The sequence below is a fragment of the Stenotrophomonas sp. 62841_Sma genome (assembly GCF_056482945.1).
On the sequence record NZ_CM151224.1, the window covers coordinates 3850452 to 3869003 of the forward strand.

Below are 18552 nucleotides of genomic sequence, written 5' to 3' on the forward strand. Positions count from 1 at the left end.
ATCATTGATCTTCAAGCGAGAGCGTTGCCGGCCGTTCCAGCCAGCCACCCGCGCCATCCGGCACCAGTTCGATCAGCTCCACGTGGTCTTCGAAGACCGCCGTGACCCGCCCGTCGCTCTGCCCCAGGTAGCCGCCCGGGCGTACCCGGTAGGTCACCTTGTCCGGCCCCATCACCAGCGCCACGGTGGCGGCGCCGGTGCCGATGGTGCCGACCATGTCCAGTGCGTCCAGCGGGAAGCCTTCCAGCGGCTCCTTGCGCCGGTTCGGATCCGGACGCAATCCGCCATTCCCCTGCTGCGGATTGGTCCAGGCATCGGTGAACGGGTCGCGCAGACCCTGTGCGGAGTATTCGAAGGTTTCGAACTGCTGCATCACCGGCAGCGGCTCCAGCGGCTGTGCCGGTCGCGCACGCTCGCCTTCCACCCACTTTTCAAGATTCGGCGCATCACCCGGCGTGCTGGTCACATCGCGGCCGCACGCGGCCAGCATCAGCACGACGGCAGCCATCCCACAACGCGCAAAGAGGGAACGGATCACTTCTTCTCCTCCTTGCCGGCGTCAGCCGCCTGCTGTGCCTGCACCTCGGTCTCATCCAGATAGCGGTAGGTCTTGACCGTGCCGGACAGCTCCAGCGCACCACTGCGGGCGTTGCCGCTGGTCTTGTCCTTGGGCTTGAGGTTGATGTCGTGCATGGTCAGGATGACCACGCGCGGCAGCGACGCCACGCCACTGACGAAGGCACCGAACTGGTGGTAACTGCCCACCATGCGCAGCTTGATCGGCTTCTCGGCGTAGAACTCCTTGACCTGCTCCTGTTCCGGCTCGAACAGCTCGTTGGTCAGGCCGCTGGACAGCGCGGTCTGCGAGATGTCGATGATCAGGTCCGGCATTTCGGTCTTGCTGGGCAGCTGCCGCAGCATCTGCTGCAGCACCTGTTCCATCTGTGCCAGCTGCTGCTTCAGCGGCGCCAGGTTCACCGCACGCTCCTGCTGCTTGGTGAACTCCGAACGCAGCTCGACTTCCTTCGATTCCAGGCCGGCCAGTTCCTCGCGCTTGCCACTGATCAGCAGCATCCACGCCACGAACATGATCACCAGCGCCAACAGCGAGCAGAAGACGATCTTGGCCTTCTGCGGCCAATTGCCGATGTCGTTGAAATCCAGGTTCTTCAGATCGATTTTCTGGCTCATGCGCGATCCCCCTGCAGCGGGGCGTTGAAGGCCTGCGGCGGCTGCGCCAGGCGGCTGCCCTCGGGCTTCGGCGCAGGCTTTGCAGCCGGGGCTGCCGGCTGGTTCGGCGTAGCCGGGGCCGGGGTGGCAGCAGGTGCGTTGACCGGCGCGGCGGCGGGTGCGGGTGCAGCCGGTGCAGCAGCAGGCTGGCCTGCGGCCGGTGCAGCAGGTGCCGCTGCATCCGGGCCGGCTGCAAGCGGTGCCACTGCGGGCGGAGCCGGCGTTGCCACCGAACCATCGGCGTTGAGGCCTGGCGTACCGGCCACTTCCTCACTCTGTGCCGGCAGCTTCACCTTGACCACGAACACATAGGGCAGCGCCTTGATGTCGGCCAGCGGGCCCACCTTGCCGTCCTTGTCCTTCTCGGGATCACGCGCTTCGATGATCGACAGTTCCGGGTTGGTCATCCAACCGGAGGTCTCCAGATTGCGCATGTACGCCGAAACACGGGCATTGGACTGGGTGCGGCCTTCCAGGGTCAGCACGTCGCCTTCCTGCTTCAGCGCGGTCAGCACCAGGCCATCGGGAATCGTGCGCACCAGCGCATCGAACAGGTGCACCATCTGCGAGCGCTTGGCCTGCAGTTCCTCGATCACCTTCTTGCGGGCCAGCAGGCGTTCCTTCTGCGCGTCGAGGCGGTCGATCTCCTTGTTCTGTTCCTTGACCTTCTCGATCTCGGCTTCCAGATAGGCGTTGCGGTCCATCTGGCCGCTCACCTGGCGGTCGTAGTAGAACCAGATCACCAGCGACAGCAGCAGGCCACCGATCGCGGCCATGCCCAGCATTGCGTAGAACTCGCGCTGGCGTTGCTTGCGCCGCTCGGCGCGCCAGGGCAATAGATTGATGCGTGCCATCAGTCGAAGCTCCTCAGCGCCAGACCGGTTGCGATCATCAGCGCGGGGGCATCCTGGGCCAGCGCATGCGCGTTCACCTTCGGCCCCAGGGTCATCTGCGCCAGCGGGTTGGCGACCACGGTCGGCACGCCCAGCTGTTCCTCGACCATTTCCGGCAGACCGCCCAGCACGGCGCAGCCGCCGGCCAGCACGATGTGATCAACGCGGTTGAACTCGCTGCCTGCGTAGAAGAACTGCAGCAGGCGGCTGATCTGCTGGACCGTGGCTTCCTTGAACGGCTCCAGCACTTCCATCTCGTAGCTTTCCGGCAGCCCGCCCTGGCGCTTGGCCAGTCCGGCTTCCTCGTAGCTCAGGCCGTAGCGGCGCATGATCTCGTCGGTCAGCTGCTTGCCACCGAACACCTGTTCGCGGCTGTACAGGCTGCGGCCGCCGCGCAGGACATTGAGGGTGGTCATGGTGGCGCCGATGTCGACCAGCGCGACCACACCCTCGATGGATACCGGCAGCTCGCTGGCAACCAGGGCATAGGCGTTCTCGACCGCGAAGGCCTCCACGTCCATCACCTTGGCCTGCAGGCCACCCAGCTCCAGCGCCGACTGGCGCAGTTCCACGTTCTCCGAACGCGACGCGGCCAGCAGCACCTGGACCATCTCCGGGTTGTTCGGGATCGCCCCGATCACCTCGAAGTCCAGGTTCACTTCCTCGATCGGGTACGGAATGTAGTTGACCGCTTCCAGCTCGATCTGGGCTTCCATGTCGTTCTCGTCGAGCTCGGCCGGCATCGGGATCACCTTGGTGATCACCGCCGAACCGGCGACGGCGGCAGCGGCCAGCTTGGCCTTGCTCCCCGAGCGGTTCATCGCACGGCGGATGGCCTCACCCACGGCCTCCACTTCCACGATGTTCTTCTCCACCACCGCATTCGGCGGAAGAGGTTCCACAGCGTAATGTTCCACACGAAAACGATTGCCACTGCGGGACAGCTGCAAAAGCTTTACCGCAGTCGAACTGATGTCGACGCCTACAAGCGGCGACTGACTTTTTGGGATGAGCCCCACGGTTTCTCCCCTGCCGACGGGCACTTGGACGCAAGACCTGCGCCCGAGCATTAATAACGTATTCTTAGCAAATGGCAACGGCCCTGCTGTGAAGTCCCTCACGGATTCACCATGCAGCCCCTGACTGTTCCCCTTGCGCTCCCCGGTGCCGACCCCAGCCGCCACCTTGCGTAATCTATACTCTGCGACCACGAAATTCGCAATCGGAATCTGAACCCGATGACTCGACTCCGCCGCTGGCTGCGCTGGATCTTCCTGATTGTCCTGGTCCTGGCGCTGATCGGCGCGGCCGCCGTGGGCGGTCTGTACTACGCCGTGTCCTCCAAGCTTCCCGACGTGCAGACCCTGCGCGACGTGGAAATGCAGGAGCCCATGTACGTCTATGCCGCCGACGGCAAGCTGATGGCGGTGTTCGGCGAGACCCGCCGTACCCCCATCACCATGAAGGACGTGCCCGAGCGCCTGAAGCAGGCGTTCCTGGCCACCGAGGATGCCCGCTTCTACGAGCATGGCGGTGTGGACTACATGGGCATCGGCCGAGCGGTGTGGCTGCTGGCCACCACCAACGACAAGCGCGTGCCGGGCGGCTCCACCATCACCCAGCAGGTGGCCCGCCAGTTCTTCCTCAGCTCCGAGTACAGCTACACCCGCAAGCTGGCCGAGATCCTGCTGGCACGGAAGATCGAGTCCGAGCTGAGCAAGGACGAGATCTTCGAGCTGTACCTGAACAAGAGTTTCTTCGGCAACCGCGCCTACGGCGTGGCCGCCGCCGCCGAGTTCTACTACGGCAAGAAGCTGAACGAGCTGGACCTGGATGAAATGGCCTCGCTGGCCGGCATCCCCAAGTTCCCGTCTTCGGGCAACCCGATCTCCAACCCGGAACGTGCCCGCCAGCGCCGCGACAACTACGTGCTGCAGCGCATGGCCGACCTGAAGTTCGTCAGCCAGGCCGAGGCCGATGCGGCCAAGGCCGTGCCGATGCACGCCACCGCGCATGAACCGCCGGTGCAGGTCGATGCCCCCTACGTGGCCGAGCTGGTGCGCCAGGAAATGATCGCCCGCTTCGGCGGCGATGTGGTCAACAAGGGTTACCACGTCACCACCACCATCGATGCCACCCTGCAGACCGCCGCCAACCAGTCGGTGCGCGACGGCCTGCTGCTGTACGACCACCGCCACGGCTGGCACGGCGTGGAGAAGCAGGTGCAGGTGGGGGCCGGCGAAGACGCCGCTGCCCTGGCCGAGCACCTGCGTGGCATGTACGGCCAGGCCGGCCTGCTGCCGGCCATCGTCGCCAGCACCGGCGCCGATGGCAGCGCAACGGTGGTGCTGGCCAACCGCAGCGAGATCGTGCTGCCGGCCGGCGCCGCCAAGTGGACCAACAAGACCCCGGGCAAGCTGGTGCAGCGTGGCGACATCGTGCGCGTGCGCGCCGGGGCCAAGGAGGGTGAGTGGCTGCTGGATCAGATCCCGCGCGGCCAGTCCGCACTGGTCTCGCTGGATGCCCACAACGGCGCGTTGAAAGCGCTGGTCGGTGGCTTCAGCTTCTCCGGCAACAAGTTCAACCGCGCCACCCAGGCCCGTCGACAGCCGGGGTCGAGCTTCAAGCCGTTCGTCTACGCCGCCGCCTTCGACAAGGGTTACAACCCGGCCTCGATCGTGCTCGACGCCCCGGTCGTGTTCCGCGACCGCCGCGGCAAGACCTGGGCCCCGCAGAACGACGGTGGCGGCTTCCGCGGCCCGATGCGCCTGCGTGAAGCGCTGGTGCAGTCGCGCAACCTGGTCTCGGTACGCCTGCTTGATGGCATGGGCGTGGACTACGCGCGCAAGTACATCAGCGAGTTTGGCTTCGCCGAATCGGAACTGCCGCCGAACCTGTCGATGTCGCTGGGTACCGCCTCGCTGACCCCGCTGTCGGTGGCCCGTGGCTACGCCGTGTTCGCCAACGGCGGCTCGCGCGTGGATACGTGGCTGATCGACCAGGTCAATGACCGCGACGGCAACCTGGTGTTCAAGGAAAACCCGGCACTGGCCTGCCGCGACTGCGCCGGCAGCAGCGACCAGCCGGTCAACCAGGTGGTGGACGGCTTCAACTTCGGCGCCCCGGCCCCGAAGGTCGACCCGGCCGCTGCGGCCAAGTCCGAAGCCAAGACCGAAACTCCGGCCGCGCCGGTCAACCCCGATGCCCGCACCGCCCCGCGCGCGATCGACGCCCGCACTGCCTACCAGCTGGTGTCGATGATGCGCGACGTGGTCCAGCGCGGTACCGGTGCCCAGGCCAAGGTGCTCGGCCGCGAGGACGTGGGTGGCAAGACCGGCTCCACCAACGACCACCGTGACGCCTGGTTCTCCGGCTTCGGCGGCCCGTACGTGACCACCGTGTGGGTGGGCCGCGACGACTTCCGCTCGCTGGGCTACCGCGAGTACGGTGGCAAGGCCGCCCTGCCGATCTGGATCGACTACATGCGCACCGCGCTGAAGGACACCCCGATCGCGCAGAACGAGCCGCCCAGCGGCATGGTCCAGGCCACCCTCAACGGCGCGACCGAGTGGGTGAAGGTGGAAGACATGGACCGCCTGACCGACTACGACCTGAACCTCAATACGCCGCAGGCCGACGCCGCCGCGTTCGATATCTTCTGAGGAAGGGTTCGGTAGGTGCCGCTCTGGTAGATGCCAACCTTGGTTGGCGCCCTGTGCCGACCAAGGTCGGCATCTACCAAAGCGTGGGTGGGGCCAACCTTGGTCGGCACCGATGCCGCCCTGGTAGTTGCCAACCTTGGTTGGCGCCCTGTGCCGACCAAGGTCGGCACCTACCAAAGCGTTGGTGGGTGCCAACCTCGGTTGGCACCGATGCCGCCCCGGTAATTGCCAACCTTGGTTGGCGCCCTGTGCCGACCAAGGTCGGCACCTACCAAAGCGTTGGTGGGTGCCAACCTTGGTTGGCGCCGATGCCGCCCCGGTAGTTGCCAACCTTGGTTGGCGCCCTGTGCCGACCAAGGTCGGCACCTACCAAAGCGTTGGTGGGTGCCAACCTCGGTTGGCGCCGATGCCGCCCCGGTAGTTGCCACCCCTGGTTGGCGCCCCGTGCCGACCAAGGTCGGCACCTACCAAAGCGTTGGTGGTGCCAACCTCGGTTGGCACCGATGCCGCCCTGGTAGATGCCAACCTTGGTTGGCGCCCCGTGCCGACCAAGGTCGGCACCTACCAAAGCGGTTGCATCCGCCATACCCACGCAGATGTCACATCCGTGCGCTAGTCTGTAGCCAGGTCGCAACAGGGAGTCATCGCATGCATCGCGCCCGTCAGCATGCTGCCAGCCAGACCCGCGAGCGGCGCCACCGCCTCGCCCACGAAGCCGCCCGCCTGATGGCCGAAGGCGGCATCCGCGACTACCACCAGGCCAAGTTGAAGGCCGCCAGCCGGCTCGGCATCCACGACGATGCCTCCCTGCCCCGCAACACCGAGATCGAAGACGCCCTGCGCGAGTACCAGCGGCTGTTCTCCGGGCCGCAGCACGGCAACGAACTGCAGCGCCGCCGCGAAGCCGCCATGCGTGCTCTGGAGTTCCTGCACGGCTTCGCCCCGCGCCTGGCCGGTCCCGTGCTGGACGGCACCGCCGACGCCAATAGCCCCGTGCAGCTGCACCTGCACAGTGACGACCCGGAAGCCGTGCACCGCTTCCTGGACGAACACGGCATCCCCGCCGAATCGCGAACACGCCGCCTGCGCATGGACCGCGAGCGCTGCCTGGACGTGCCGGTGTGGGTGTTCAGTGCCGAAGAGCTGACTTTCGACCTGGCGGTGTTGCCGTATGACGCCCTGCGTCAGGCACCGCTGTCACCGGTGGATGAGAAGCCGATGCGGCGCGCATCCGTGGCACAGTTGCGGCAGGTGCTGGCCGAAGCGGAGATCACCGCGTACATCGGCGGGTGACGGTAGCGCCGGTCCATGGCCGGCGAGCGCAGCGGTGCCTGCCTTGGGTGGGTGCGGACCGTTGGTCCGCACTGTGCTTCGGGCATTTCGATGGCTGACCGGAGAGCAGTCGAGCGTGGCTCGACTCTACAGGGGCGCTGCACCCGTGTTTGGTAGGTGCGGACCGCTGGTCCGCACTGTGCTTCGGGCATTTCGATGGCTGAGCGGAGAGCAGTCGAGCAAGCTCGACTCTACAAAAGCGGTGTTACCTGCCCTGGCAGATGATGCCCATCTTGCTCCCGCTACCAGACAAAACGGGTATCGCGCAGCGGGTCGCTGAGCAGCCGCGGCAACCACGGTGCGGGGGCACGCTGCGGATATTCCCGCATCATCTGTGCGTGCATGGCCTGCAGGTCCCGCAACACCCAGGACTGGTAGTAGATGTCGTTGAATCCATCCGACCAACCACTCTTCACCCGCTCATGCTCGTCTGCCTCCAACGACGGCATCTGGTCCAACGACACCTCCAGGATCGTCGCCAGCGCCGCGTTGATCTGCGCATTCTCCTCACCGGCCTGGCGCACGTAGTCCAACCGATCCAGCACCCGCCGGCAATCGTAGGGAAAGCACCCACCTGTGGCGGTGATGTAGTCAGCGATGTCCGCCAGCATGTCGGCTTTCAGCCGCCACACCACTTCGCTGTCCATCACCTGCCGTACCCGCATCGTGCGCAGCGTGCTCGCCCGCACCTCCTCCGGCGTAGTGAACGGAGCACCCGGCGTGCTGCCCGCGTGGCGCACCAGCACGATGCGATGGATCGCCTCTCTGGTGACACCCTCGATGCGCAGCGCCGCTGTCTCCGGATGCACGCGCGGCGTCGGCACGCTCAGCATCCGCCACATGTACCACAGCACCAGCAACAGACCGGCGATGCACAGCCCGCTCATCAGCGTCCACAGATCCAGGTTCCGTGTGTAGTAGCGATAGCGCGCCCGCCAGATGTAGAACGTGCGATAGCTGATGATTCCCTTTACCCATCTGTACATTGCCATCTCCTGGGCGAGGACCCCGGCGCGACGGGGTGGATTACGCGCGTCACGCCGGGGCTCCATGGCTTACCAGCCGATGCCCACACCCACGCCCATGCTGCGCTCACCACTGTTGGTGAACGCACCATTGAGGCTGAAGGTGGCCGAGCCCTTCTCGTTGAGCACGCGCTGGTAGCCCACCGCCATCGCCGACTCACCCTCGCTGTAGCCCACACCCGCACCGAGGCGGTTGTAGGTGGCCAGGCCGGCGGTGTTCATCGCCATCGCCGTCTGCGCGCTGCTCATCGCCGCCATGCGGTTGAAGCGCTTGTCCATCTTGTCCAGGCGGCGTTCGAAGTTGCTGATCGCCCCATCGGTGTACTCGTTGGCGCGGGCCAGCATCTTCTCCAGCTCGGCGGTGTCGACCTGCGGCTTCGGCGTGTCGTCCTGCTTGGCCTTCGGCTGCGGCGTGGGCTTGTCGCCCTCGCCTACCGAAGCGACCTGCTGGGAATCCTTGCCCTCCGGTACCACCGAAGTTTCCTGGGCCTGCGGCTTCGGCACCGAGGACGTCGCCAGTGCACGCGGTGCCGGGGCATCGTCGATGCGCTGCTCCAGACCGTCCATGCGGCCGTTGAGCTGCTGCTGCATCGAATGCAGCTGACCGCCGTTGACCGCATCACGGCTGCCGGCCGCGATCAGGCCGTTGGCCACGTTGGAGATGACCATGCCGTTGGCACCGGCGAGGGTGAGCTGATTGACGCCGTCGGCGCGGACCGAGGGAGTGTCCTGAAAAACGGAGCGGAGCTGGGTCTCCACGTTGTTCATGCGCGAGGTGTTGGTGACAACCGCACCATCCAGCGCCTCCAGTGCGCCGTTCAACGTGGACTGTGTCTGGCCTTGGACGTGGAAGCGCGGGCCAACGATGTTGCCGTTGGCATCCACTTCACCACCAAGGGCGGAGAGTGCACCGCGCAGCTGGCCGACGGTGGCGGCGTTGTGGTTGGCGGTGCCGTTGGCGATGTTTACGAGGCGGCGTCCGATACCCTCGCTACCGAACGAGGCCGTACCACTCTCAGTAGCCACCGCACCAGCTCCCAATGCGAGGGATCCATCCGCACCCTTGAGGACAATTGCACTTTCACCAATGGCCATGCCGTTGCGCTCCCATACCTGAGCACCAGCGCCCACGGCGAAGCCCCCCCTCGATTCTTCGGAGACCCAAGACCCACGTCCAAGAGCAACCGAATTCACGCCAAGCGCCGCGGCGTAGGCCCCGATGGCAGTTCCACCGTCAATTCCTGCTCGCGCAGAATCACCAATCGCCACTCCAAGGAAGCCAGCGGACGCGTCTTCACTAAGCTCATCTGTATTGATCTTGAAGAAACGGTTCTGGTATTCCATCCGAGATACCCGATCATCGACACCAAACAGCTGACGGCCGGTAACTGCGTCTCGACTATCTGCCGAAATGGAGCCATCAGCCAGACCAGTCAAACGCGCACCACCGAAGTCGATTGGGCCGTTTGCATCCAACCCTCGCATTGCCTGCTGTCCCATCTCCCGCTCCTTGCGCATCGCCTCCAGATCATTCCGATTCTGCGAGATCTTCTGCTCTGCGGCGTACAGCTGGTTGCCCGTTACGGCATCACGGCTTCCTGGCGCCACTCGGCCATCGGCAAGATTGGTCAGCACCATGCCGTTCACGCCATTCAGCGCGATCTGGCTCATGCCGTCGGCACGAGCCGATGGTGAATTCTGGAAGATCGAGCTGAGCTGACCTTCCACCTTGTCCGCGCGACGGCTGGCGGTGATGACGGCGCCATCGAGTGCCGTCAGCGCATCCTCGACGGTGCTCTGCGTTCCGCCCTGTACTGTGTAGGCCGGAGCGATGATGTTTCCGCTGGCATCCATGCCTGCGCCGCCGCCGAGGGTGGCCAGGGAATCCTTGAGCTGGGAGACGGTGGTGGCGTTGTGGTCGGCGGTGCCGCGGGCAATGTTTACAAGGCGGCGCTGCATGCCTGCATTCCCAAATGACGCAACACCTTCTTCATTCGCGTGAGAGCTCCTTCCAAGTGCCAGCGAGCCGTGAGCCCCGCCTTAAATTCTTGCGCCAGCACCGATCGCGACGCCACCACTCGCGCCGCCAGCGGCTCCGCCAACTTCTGCGCCGGCTCCCATTGCAAATCCATTCTCGGAGCCAACAGAGACAGTTGCGCCTCGACCAATTGCAGTGGAATTCCTGCCCATCGCTTCTGCAAGAGTACCCACAGCGGTTCCTCCCTCCAGTCCCGTCTTTGCTGAATTCCCCACCGCAACGCCTGCCATACCCGCTTGTGCGCGCTCACTGATGGGAGCTGACCCGATACTCACAAACTGCGCGACACCCTCAAGATCTGAGACCCGTGAATTGATTGAGTACAGCTGCCTACCAGACACAGCTTCGGCACTGCTGGCGCTCAAGGCTCCATCCGCCACACCACTGATCTTCCGATTGGCATTGGCGCTATTGCGCACATCCAATGTCGTACCGCTATTCCTCTCACCCAGGCGCACATTGCCAGACGCAGATACCTGCGCCACCAGCCCACCCAACGCTGCTGTCTCGACCAGCGCCTTGGCTGCATCGGTCTTTGCCGCGGCAGCTTCCGTGCCCGCAGACCTGGCAATGCCCTCCACCATCGCCACCTTGTCATTGGTGGCATTGAGCTGCCTGCCGTTGACGACGTCATAGCTGCTGGCGCTGACCACTCCATCAGCCACGCCGGTCAGCTTCCGATTCGCATTTGCGCTGTTGCGCACATCCAGCACGGTGCCACTGTTCTTCTCACCCACGCGGACATTGCCATTGGCACTGGCCTGACTGAGCAGCCCGTTTAGCGTTCCCACCTGGGTCAGGGCGGAGTTCGCAGCGGTCTTGGCCGCGCTGGCATCACTCAGTGCGGTACTGACGTTGCTGTTGGTGGCGTTGAGCTGCCGGCCGGTCACCGCATCGGTGCTGGTGGTGGACAACGCTGCATCGGCAACACCGGTGATCTTGCGGCTCGCATTGGCGCTGTTCCGCACGTCCAGTACGGTGCCGCTGTTGGTTGCGCCCAGGCGGACATTGCCCGAGGCAGCGGTCTGGCTCAGAAGCCCGGAGAGAGTGTTGGCCTTGGTCAACGCGCTGTCGGCACTGGTCTTTGCGGCGTCAGCTGTCGTCTGAGCCTTGGCTACAGTCTGCTGGGTATCGAACAGCTGGCTGCCGGTTACAGCATCCGTGCTGCTCTTGCTGATACTGCCATCTGCAACGTACTGGATCTTTCGCCTGACCGAGGCGTTGCCCACCGAGACTGAGTTGGCGGAATAGGTGACGGACCCAGCCCCCAGTGCCACCGCATTTTCGTGCTTGGCCTGGGCACGATCGCCCAGCGCGACCGCACTGACCGTGGTTGCTTTCGACAGATTTCCGAGTGCACTCGCGTACTGCGCAGTTGCCTCGCTGCCGCGGCCCAAAGCGGTGCTCTGGCTGGCGGCCGCCTTGCTCAGATAGCCGACAGCGGTACTCTGGTCGGCCTGCGCCTTGGCATCGGTCCCCATCGCCACGCTCCAGGTTCCGGTGGAATCGGCCCTGAAGCCCGCAGCCACGCCTCCATTGCCACTTCGACTGTTGGCGCCCAGGGAGACACCTGAGTTCGACCCGACAATCTTCTTTCCGTCCACGTCCACACCCGCCAACGCGTTGGCCCCCAAGGCCACGCTGCCACTGTTGTAGGCCTTGGCGGCATCGCCAAGCGCAGCGCTGGCACCGTAGGCTCCCGTTTCTGCAAGCGCGCCCCTGCCCAGCGCCGGTGCGGCCGCGTCAATACGCTGGGTGGCCTTCTGCGCCAGGTCGCGCACTGCAACAAGATCCGTCTTCGCGGCATTGGCAGTTTTCTCAACGGCCGCCACCTTCGTGTTGGTGGCATGCAGCTGATTACCCGTCATGGCATCCGTGCTGCCGGCACCAATCACACCGTCGGCAAGATACTGAATGCGACGCTTCTTGCTCGCATTGCCCACCGATACGGTGCTCGCCGATGAAGAGACCGAGTCCGTTCCGATCACAAAGGAGTCGGAATGCGAACCAGCCTTGATCATTCCATTCAGGGAGACAATCCTCCGCAACGCAACGTCTGCAGTGCCCTGTGCGTTATCAGCCGCAGCCTTCGCTGTCGTTGCGTTCTTCTGAGCGACATCTGCCGCAGTCTGTGCCGTGCTGACATTCTGATTGGTCCTGAAGAGCTGACTCCCGTTCACCGCATCGGTGCTTCCAGCATTGATATAGCCATCTTTTACATTGACGATCCGACGCTTGAGCTCCTTGTTTCCCACGGAGACCGTGTAATCCACATCTGCCACTGACGACGCACCCAATGCCACTCCGAAGTCTGCCGATGAACCCGCATTCCATCCGAGGACAACTGAACCTTGCGCCTGCGCCTGATTCCTTCCCCTGGCCCAGGAATCAGCTCCTATCACAACTGCACGTAGCGCACCGGAATTCGATCCACTGCCAATGGCAATACCGTTTTCCAGCTCAGCTACCGCGTTGTTTCCAAGTGCCATTCCACCGAGGCCCCAAGTCTTTGCATAGGCACCAATTGATACATTGTGGCCACCGAAGGTTGACGCGTAATAGCCCATAACAACGCTATCGACACCATCCGCTATGGCAGACTGCCCCACTGCAATCGACTTGTTGCCACGGGCAACACCATTTCCAGCACTCCACCTGTACTCCTTCTCCGCGAGCCCCCACCCCGAAGACGCAAATAGTGTCGAATCCTGACACTTATCCATAGTCCTCTCGGGACCATCACAGTGCGCGCTGGATTCCACGATCTGCGCAGATGCAGGCCCTACCGCATTCAAAGTCAGAATGGGGAGAGCGAAGCATGCCATGGCATGGCGCAGCTTCATGCGTCCGTCCCTCACATGTGAGCTAGCCAGCTCACTGGTAACCACCCAGCACTGCTTGGCTTTGTTCCAGATACGGCGATAGATGTGGTTCATGTTTATTCCTTAACAAACAAGAGAAATGAAGCCCCGCGCATGCGCGGGGCGGAGGACGTCAGGCGCTGGGCGCCAGGGTCGTTACGTGATCGCGATAGCCGTCGTTCGACAGGCGGTACTGCAGCTGCAAGGTGTTGCCGGGCTGGAGCTGGAACGGCAAGGTCAGCGCTGCGTCGGGGTAGAGGCTTTTCGACAGCTCGCGCGGTGTGCACACGCCACCGGCACTGCACTCGGCAGCGCCAGTGATGCCAACACGCAGGGTGCCCTTGTTGTGCAGAGTGTTGCCCTGCAGTTTCAGATCCACGCTGCCCTCGGCAGGCACTACGTTCACCAGCGCCCCCCAGACCAGGCTGACGCCGACGTTGGCCTGCGCCGCTTGCTCGTCGCCTTCCAGGATCGTGCCGTCGGGGCCATTCACGCCCTCGAAGTAGATGCGGTAGGCCGCCTCCTTCTCGACGGTCTGCAGCGGAATCACCCGGATCAGGCGGTTGCCACCACCGCTGAGTGCGAACTTGCCGGGCGTGATGGCAATCGCCGCATCGGCGGCTTCCACTTCAATCTCTTCCTCGCCCACCTGTGCCGGCCTGGTGATGCGCAGCAGGCGCGCCTGTACGTACTGCGGTCGTGTGGATTGCGAGTACACGCGAATCTTCGTGCCGTGCTTGGCATCCACCGCCGCTCGCATCGGATGAATGGACAGATTGGCCTGTGCCGGTGGGGCCAGCAGTGCGCTCAACGGCAACAGGCAGAACAGCAGCTTCTTCATGATGAGCCTCCGTGGGGATCAGGGTTTGGCGGTCGGCACGCGCAGCTCTACCGTCAGCTCGCCCTCGTAGAGACCGGGGCGCTGACTGGCGATGGGCGTGGGCGGTGTTTCCAGCGTCAGTGGCGTGGGCACGCAGTACACGGGCTGGCTGATGCCCGGCAGCAGCACCATGCGCAGCTGCGCGCTGTCGATGCCACGCAGCAGCTGCTCCTCGCCGTGCTTCATCGCGAGCAGATTGCCGCCGTAGTTCAGGCCGACCTGGTAGTCGAGGCGCTGGGTGTCATCACTGCCACCGTCCTGATGCCAGACCGCGAAGTCCCGCCCTGGTGGTGGGCGCGGCCCGCTGTCGCGCACGGTGACGCCGAGGAATTCGCTCTGCGAACCCACACCGTCATACAGGCACATATCCACGTCCTTGCGCCCGGCGACGACCTGGCGGATGGGGTCGTAGCGCAGATCCATGTTGACCAGGGGTGCAACGCCGTCGAAGCCGGGGAAGTAGATCGAGATGGCGTCGTAGTCGGTTACGGTGAAATCGAAGTTGAAGGTGGCTGTGGCAACTGGTGCTGCGGCAGGGTCGGCTTTGATGTTCAGACGCATCGTGGCCTTCCAGTGGCCGGCGACGAGCCTCGCAAGCTCAGACGCCGGAACCGTCATAGCCGCACCTGTACCGATCGGTTCATCCGCTCCACATCGGTACCAGAATGTTGCATTCAGCTGTCGCTGCTCACCGTCCCAGTAATCGAAACCACAGCGATAGCCCGACATAGCCCGCTGCAGGCTTCCCTGCGCACGAATCTCTGCATGCAGCCCCGTCCGCAGATCTACAAGGCGCAATGCAATCTCAGTTCTCCCGGTCGATATCGCCGGAACTCCTTCCGTTGGGCACCTCCCAAACTCACTATCAGATGCAGACCCACAAACCACATGGATCTGCCCGTACTTCATCGCCAAGTCGTGACTGAACCCCAGCACCGTCCGCGGCGCCCATAACTCCACATCACCCGGCACCGCTGAGCGATCCCAGGTCATCACGATGTCCCTGTGCTGATCCGCCGGATGCGTCTCCGGCGGCCACTGCGCCCACGCCCTCGGCGCCAAGACCACCAGCGCACACACCAGCATCAACACCAACAACACACGCCGGTTCATGGCGTTCCTCCTGCAGCAGCGGTCTGGGGCGTGGCGGCAATCAACGCGCGTTCCTGCAGCAGGCGGGTCACGCGGGCCTGCTGGCGGATCTGCGGCGGCAGCTGGGCCACGGCCAGCGGCTCGCAGTGCACGGCGCCGACCAGCAGCACCACCTGGCGGCGCTCGCGCACCTGCAACGGGCAGTGCAGCAGGCGGTCGTCCTGCAGCAGGTACAGCGTTGTTTCGCGACGCGGGAAGTCGGCAACGAAGCCGCCGTTGGCGCTGGTGCCGGGCACCGGCGCGTTGAGGATGCGGGCGCCACCCAGCGGCGCTCCGGCTAGATCCTTGGCGTTGCCGATGAAGGTGTAGGTCACCTCGATCGGCACTGGCATGCGCATCAGCCGCCCGGGGCTGAGGAACATCGGCCGTGCGCCACCCACGCCGGTCACGCGGATGGCGGCGATGCTGTCCAGCGTGCTGGCATCCTGTACTTCGGCACGGTGCGACTGGTACGACGACAGCGGCAGCAACCGGCGCTCACCAATCTGCAGGCGTTGCCTGCGCAGGCCGCCCACCTGCAGTTCGGCCGCCACGCCACGCAGGTCGACGTCGTCGGTGTCGGCCACCTGCACGGCCAGGCCGGCGTCGGCGCCGTTGCTGCCGCTCCAGTAGAAGCCGCGCTTGCCCAGTGCGAAGCCGGAGCTGTGCATGCCGCTGTAGGCGGTGTCGCTGCGGCCGCGCTGCTGGTAGTGCGCCAGCGTGGCGCCGCTCTGGCCCAGGCTGTTCTGCAGCTGGCCGCTGAGCGTGGCGCTGTAGCGGTCGCTGTTGTTGGCGCGCAGTTCGGCTGACAGCTCGCGGTACTGCGCATCGACGTCCTGGCGCAGGCTGTGGCCGACGCTGTAGTTGATGTCCGGGCGCTGATGCTGCGGCTGGCGCACGTCTACGCTGTAGCGGCGCTGGCCACTGCCGGCGGTGCCGCGCAGCAGGCGGGTCAGGCTCAGGTCGAAGTAGATGCCGCGGTCGCGTTGATCACTGCCGCGCAGGCTGTCGCTGGCACGCTGCTGCCACACACCCACGCGGGTGGAGACGCTGAAATCCTGCCAGCGATGGCTGCGGCTGAAGCTGGCCTGCCAGGTGCGGCTGAGCTGCGGCTCGCGGCGCGGTTGCCACGGCGCCGGCGGCGGCAGCAGCGGGTCCAGCCCGGCCAGCGGATCGTCTTCCGCACCCGGTAGGATGCGTCCCGCGCGCCAGGTCTGGCGCCGCGTGTAGCCCACATAGGCGCTGCCACCGGCCAGCGGCAGCGCCATCGAGGCGCTGAGCGAGTTGGTGCAGCCCAGCTGGTCGCGCGCGTCGGCCTCGAACTGGCAGGCCTTGCCGCGCATGCGCTGCTGGTAGATGTTCCAGGATGCGGTGCGGCGGTACGACAACTGGTACTGCTGGCCGGTGCTGCCATCGTTGCCGCGCATGCCGCCGAAGCTGGCGCGCAGTTCCTGGGTGGCATACAGACGGCGCAGGTCCACGCGAAGCTCGCCATAGCGGAAGCCGCCCAGGTCGGCGGCGCCGGCCACCATCGCCACGTCGCGGCCCAGCGGCACGCGCATGCCGGCCACGGCCACGCGTTCGCCATCGAAGCGGTCACTACGACGCTCATTGCGCTTGCCGCCCTGCACGAACCACTGCCACTGGCTGTTGGTCCAGTCGCCGCCCTTGTCGAACGGCGCGTCTTCGCTGCGCACCAGCACGCCGTCTTCGTAGATGCGCAGGGTGACGTTGTAGTTGCCGGACGGGAAGTTGCGGGTGTCGATCTGGTTGATGCCGGCCTGCAGGTAGGAGGTCTGCAGCAGGCGCGTGCCGTCGTAGGCATCCACGCGTGCATCGCGCGCCAGCAGCACGGTCAGCGGCGTGGCCTGCACGGCAGCATCGGCGTCCACATAGGCCTGGGTGGTGCCCACGCGCAGGCCCTGCAGGCGGTCCAGCGGCAGCATGCTGAAACTGAAGGTGCCGCCCTGCGGGCTGGACAGGTTGCGACGGTCCATGCGCCCGGCCTGCAGGTAGTGCGCCTGCCCCAGGTCGTGGCGGTAATAGACGTTGTCGAACTGGAATTCACTGTCACTGCCGCGGCTGCGGTAGCGCTGCTGGTTGAAGTTCCATTCGGCGGAAACATGCCCGCGGTCGAACAGGCCCAGCACGCCGGTGCCACGCGCGGACAGCGTCTGGTAGTCGCGGCTGCCACTCACATTGATCACCTGCTGGTGCAGGAAGGCGTTTTCGGCGTTGGCGCTGACGGTGTGGAAGCGCTCTGCGGCCGGCTTGCCGGGAATCCACTGGCGGGCAACGAACAGGCGCACCGCGCCCTCGCCTTCGTCGTACAGCGCGCGCACGGCGGCAGGGTCCTCCGGTGGATCGAGATAGCCGCAACCGGCGGTGGCGCCACCGAAGCGGCAGGCCAGATGGCTGTTGCGCGGCATCGGCTGTGACAACGCGGGCAGCAGCGCGGACTGCGCCTCGACGGGCAGATCCAGCGCCTGCAGCACGCCTGCCGGATCTTCCAGCTGCACGTGTTCAAGGGTCACGCGCACCGGCGACAGCCCGGCCGAGCGGCCGAACAGTTGGATGTCGAGTTGTTCGGTCTGGCCTTCGACCAGATCCTCGAAGCCGGGCGGGACGCCGCGCGCCGCCACCAGCGGCGTTGCCAGCGCCAGGGCGAGCGCGACCGCCAGCCGGGTGACGGCGGGGGCGTGTGGGGTCATGGGGGTACCGCTGGAGAAACGGCCGGCCCGATTCAGGGGCCGGCACAGGAACCGCGTTGAATCAGGGCTTCTGATTCATGACGATGAAGACAACGCCTTCGTAGCGGCCGTTGACCGTGAGCGGCCCGCCGGTACCGGCCTGGGCAATGGTCAGCGGCATGGAGATGGAGGCACCCGGCGTCGAGCTGGCGCCCTTGAACAGGTCGGTCGCCTTCAACTCGGTGACCGAAGTGGTCAGCGCACCGGAATTCAGGCTGACGGCCAGCGGCACGCGGGTGCTGCCATTGAGCAGCACCGGGTCGTCGCGGAGGCGAACCTGGATGTCTTTGTCGATATCGTTGGAGTGGATGCGCACCTGCTGCGTGGACGGCAGCAGCCCGCGCAACGGATCGTGGGTCATCTGCAGGATGTCCGGCAGCGGAGTGCCATCGTCGCGCAGCAGCGCCAGGGTCGGGTCGACGTCGGCGTAGACGGTGATCTTGGTTTCCACGGCGTGCGCGGACAGCGAAGCCGTGGCCAGCGCTGCAGCGAGCGCGGCCTTCTTGAGAATGGCGTGCATGGGTTGTCTCTCTCGGACAAGGGGGAATGAGAAAGCCCCCCTCCCCTAAGGAGAAAGGGAGGGAGGCGCCGCCCGCAGAGGTGGTTGCGGGCGACGGAGAGAATGTTAGAAACCCATTGTCCTGCAGGCCATTCAAGCATTCCTAAAACGTTGAGCGTTAAGAAGAATCTTTGAATTAGTTCAACGTTCCAGGCTTATGCAATTTCCCTCATTCGGTAAATGCAAAAAGC

11 protein-coding genes and 2 pseudogenes are annotated in these 18552 nt (G+C 65.0%); 2 read left to right on the top strand and 11 right to left on the bottom strand.

The window, feature by feature from the left end; all coding sequences use genetic code 11:
- Window position 1 precedes the first annotated feature (1 nt).
- Genes ACZK5G_RS18040 through ACZK5G_RS18055 form a run of 4 tightly spaced genes read right to left on the bottom strand, consistent with a single transcriptional unit; the run spans window position 2 to window position 3142 of the window.
- The gene (locus tag ACZK5G_RS18040; protein ID WP_010484064.1) at window positions 2-508 is read right to left on the bottom strand and encodes a pilus assembly protein PilP; all 507 of its coding nucleotides are present in this window, start codon (window positions 506-508) and stop codon (window positions 2-4) included.
- A 26-nt stretch (window positions 509-534) separates the two neighbouring features.
- Window positions 535-1191 (bottom strand): type IV pilus inner membrane component PilO, encoded by a 657-nt coding sequence (locus tag ACZK5G_RS18045; protein ID WP_049400744.1) that lies wholly within the window; start codon window positions 1189-1191, stop codon window positions 535-537.
- The gene (locus ACZK5G_RS18050) at window positions 1188-2084 is read right to left on the bottom strand and encodes a PilN domain-containing protein (RefSeq protein ID WP_049422632.1); all 897 of its coding nucleotides are present in this window, start codon (window positions 2082-2084) and stop codon (window positions 1188-1190) included. Before ACZK5G_RS18050 ends, ACZK5G_RS18045 begins: the two co-directional genes overlap by 4 nt.
- On the bottom strand, window positions 2084-3142 hold the full coding sequence (locus ACZK5G_RS18055; RefSeq protein WP_010484061.1) for a pilus assembly protein PilM: 1059 nt from the start codon (window positions 3140-3142) through the stop codon (window positions 2084-2086). Before ACZK5G_RS18055 ends, ACZK5G_RS18050 begins: the two co-directional genes overlap by 1 nt.
- Before the next feature lie 219 nt (window positions 3143-3361).
- On the opposite strand from ACZK5G_RS18055, the gene ACZK5G_RS18060 reads away from it, so the two are divergent.
- Together ACZK5G_RS18060 and ACZK5G_RS18065 are read left to right on the top strand one after the other, a co-directional pair.
- On the top strand, window positions 3362-5785 hold the full coding sequence (locus ACZK5G_RS18060; RefSeq protein ID WP_478464290.1) for a penicillin-binding protein 1A: 2424 nt from the start codon (window positions 3362-3364) through the stop codon (window positions 5783-5785).
- A 648-nt stretch (window positions 5786-6433) separates the two neighbouring features.
- A complete protein-coding gene (locus tag ACZK5G_RS18065) occupies window positions 6434-7078 on the top strand; it encodes a hypothetical protein (RefSeq protein ID WP_012511978.1) in 645 nt (214 codons plus the stop codon).
- A 281-nt stretch (window positions 7079-7359) separates the two neighbouring features.
- On the opposite strand, the gene ACZK5G_RS18070 is transcribed toward ACZK5G_RS18065, so the two are convergent.
- The 7 genes and pseudogenes from ACZK5G_RS18070 to ACZK5G_RS18100 form a co-directional block, all read right to left on the bottom strand.
- Complete coding sequence (locus ACZK5G_RS18070) at window positions 7360-8103, bottom strand: hypothetical protein (protein ID WP_478464292.1); 744 nt, start codon at window positions 8101-8103, stop codon at window positions 7360-7362.
- A 69-nt stretch (window positions 8104-8172) separates the two neighbouring features.
- Window positions 8173-13023 (bottom strand): annotated as a pseudogene (locus ACZK5G_RS18075) (YadA-like family protein).
- A gap of 42 nt (window positions 13024-13065) precedes the next feature.
- A pseudogene (locus ACZK5G_RS18080) lies at window positions 13066-13116 on the bottom strand (ESPR-type extended signal peptide-containing protein); the annotation flags it as partial.
- Window positions 13117-13174: 58 nt separating this feature from the next.
- Window positions 13175-13882: a pilus assembly protein gene (locus ACZK5G_RS18085; protein ID WP_478464294.1), complete on the bottom strand. Its 708-nt coding sequence runs from the start codon at window positions 13880-13882 to the stop codon at window positions 13175-13177.
- 18 nt (window positions 13883-13900) lie between these two features.
- Window positions 13901-15034, bottom strand: coding sequence for a CfaE/CblD family pilus tip adhesin (locus tag ACZK5G_RS18090; RefSeq protein WP_478464295.1), 1134 nt, complete (start codon window positions 15032-15034; stop codon window positions 13901-13903).
- Complete coding sequence (locus tag ACZK5G_RS18095; protein WP_478464296.1) at window positions 15031-17763, bottom strand: TcfC E-set like domain-containing protein; 2733 nt, start codon at window positions 17761-17763, stop codon at window positions 15031-15033. Before ACZK5G_RS18095 ends, ACZK5G_RS18090 begins: the two co-directional genes overlap by 4 nt.
- Before the next feature lie 61 nt (window positions 17764-17824).
- On the bottom strand, window positions 17825-18322 hold the full coding sequence (locus tag ACZK5G_RS18100; protein ID WP_478464297.1) for a CS1 type fimbrial major subunit: 498 nt from the start codon (window positions 18320-18322) through the stop codon (window positions 17825-17827).
- Window positions 18323-18552 lie beyond the last annotated feature (230 nt).

Excerpts from the sequence above, each read along its gene's own strand:
- ACZK5G_RS18090 (WP_478464295.1), bottom strand. The coding sequence starts at position 15,034 with ATGAACCGGCGTGTGTTGTTGGTGTTGATGCTGGTGTGTGCGCTGGTG.
- ACZK5G_RS18040 (WP_010484064.1), bottom strand. The coding sequence starts at position 508 with ATGGCTGCCGTCGTGCTGATGCTGGCCGCGTGCGGCCGCGATGTGACC.
- ACZK5G_RS18085 (WP_478464294.1), bottom strand. The coding sequence starts at position 13,882 with ATGAAGAAGCTGCTGTTCTGCCTGTTGCCGTTGAGCGCACTGCTGGCC.
- ACZK5G_RS18060 (WP_478464290.1), top strand. The coding sequence starts at position 3,362 with ATGACTCGACTCCGCCGCTGGCTGCGCTGGATCTTCCTGATTGTCCTG.
- ACZK5G_RS18070 (WP_478464292.1), bottom strand. The coding sequence starts at position 8,103 with ATGTACAGATGGGTAAAGGGAATCATCAGCTATCGCACGTTCTACATC.
- ACZK5G_RS18100 (WP_478464297.1), bottom strand. The coding sequence starts at position 18,322 with ATGCACGCCATTCTCAAGAAGGCCGCGCTCGCTGCAGCGCTGGCCACG.
- ACZK5G_RS18045 (WP_049400744.1), bottom strand. The coding sequence starts at position 1,191 with ATGAGCCAGAAAATCGATCTGAAGAACCTGGATTTCAACGACATCGGC.
- ACZK5G_RS18065 (WP_012511978.1), top strand. The coding sequence starts at position 6,434 with ATGCATCGCGCCCGTCAGCATGCTGCCAGCCAGACCCGCGAGCGGCGC.
- ACZK5G_RS18050 (WP_049422632.1), bottom strand. The coding sequence starts at position 2,084 with ATGGCACGCATCAATCTATTGCCCTGGCGCGCCGAGCGGCGCAAGCAA.
- ACZK5G_RS18095 (WP_478464296.1), bottom strand. The coding sequence starts at position 17,763 with ATGACCCCACACGCCCCCGCCGTCACCCGGCTGGCGGTCGCGCTCGCC.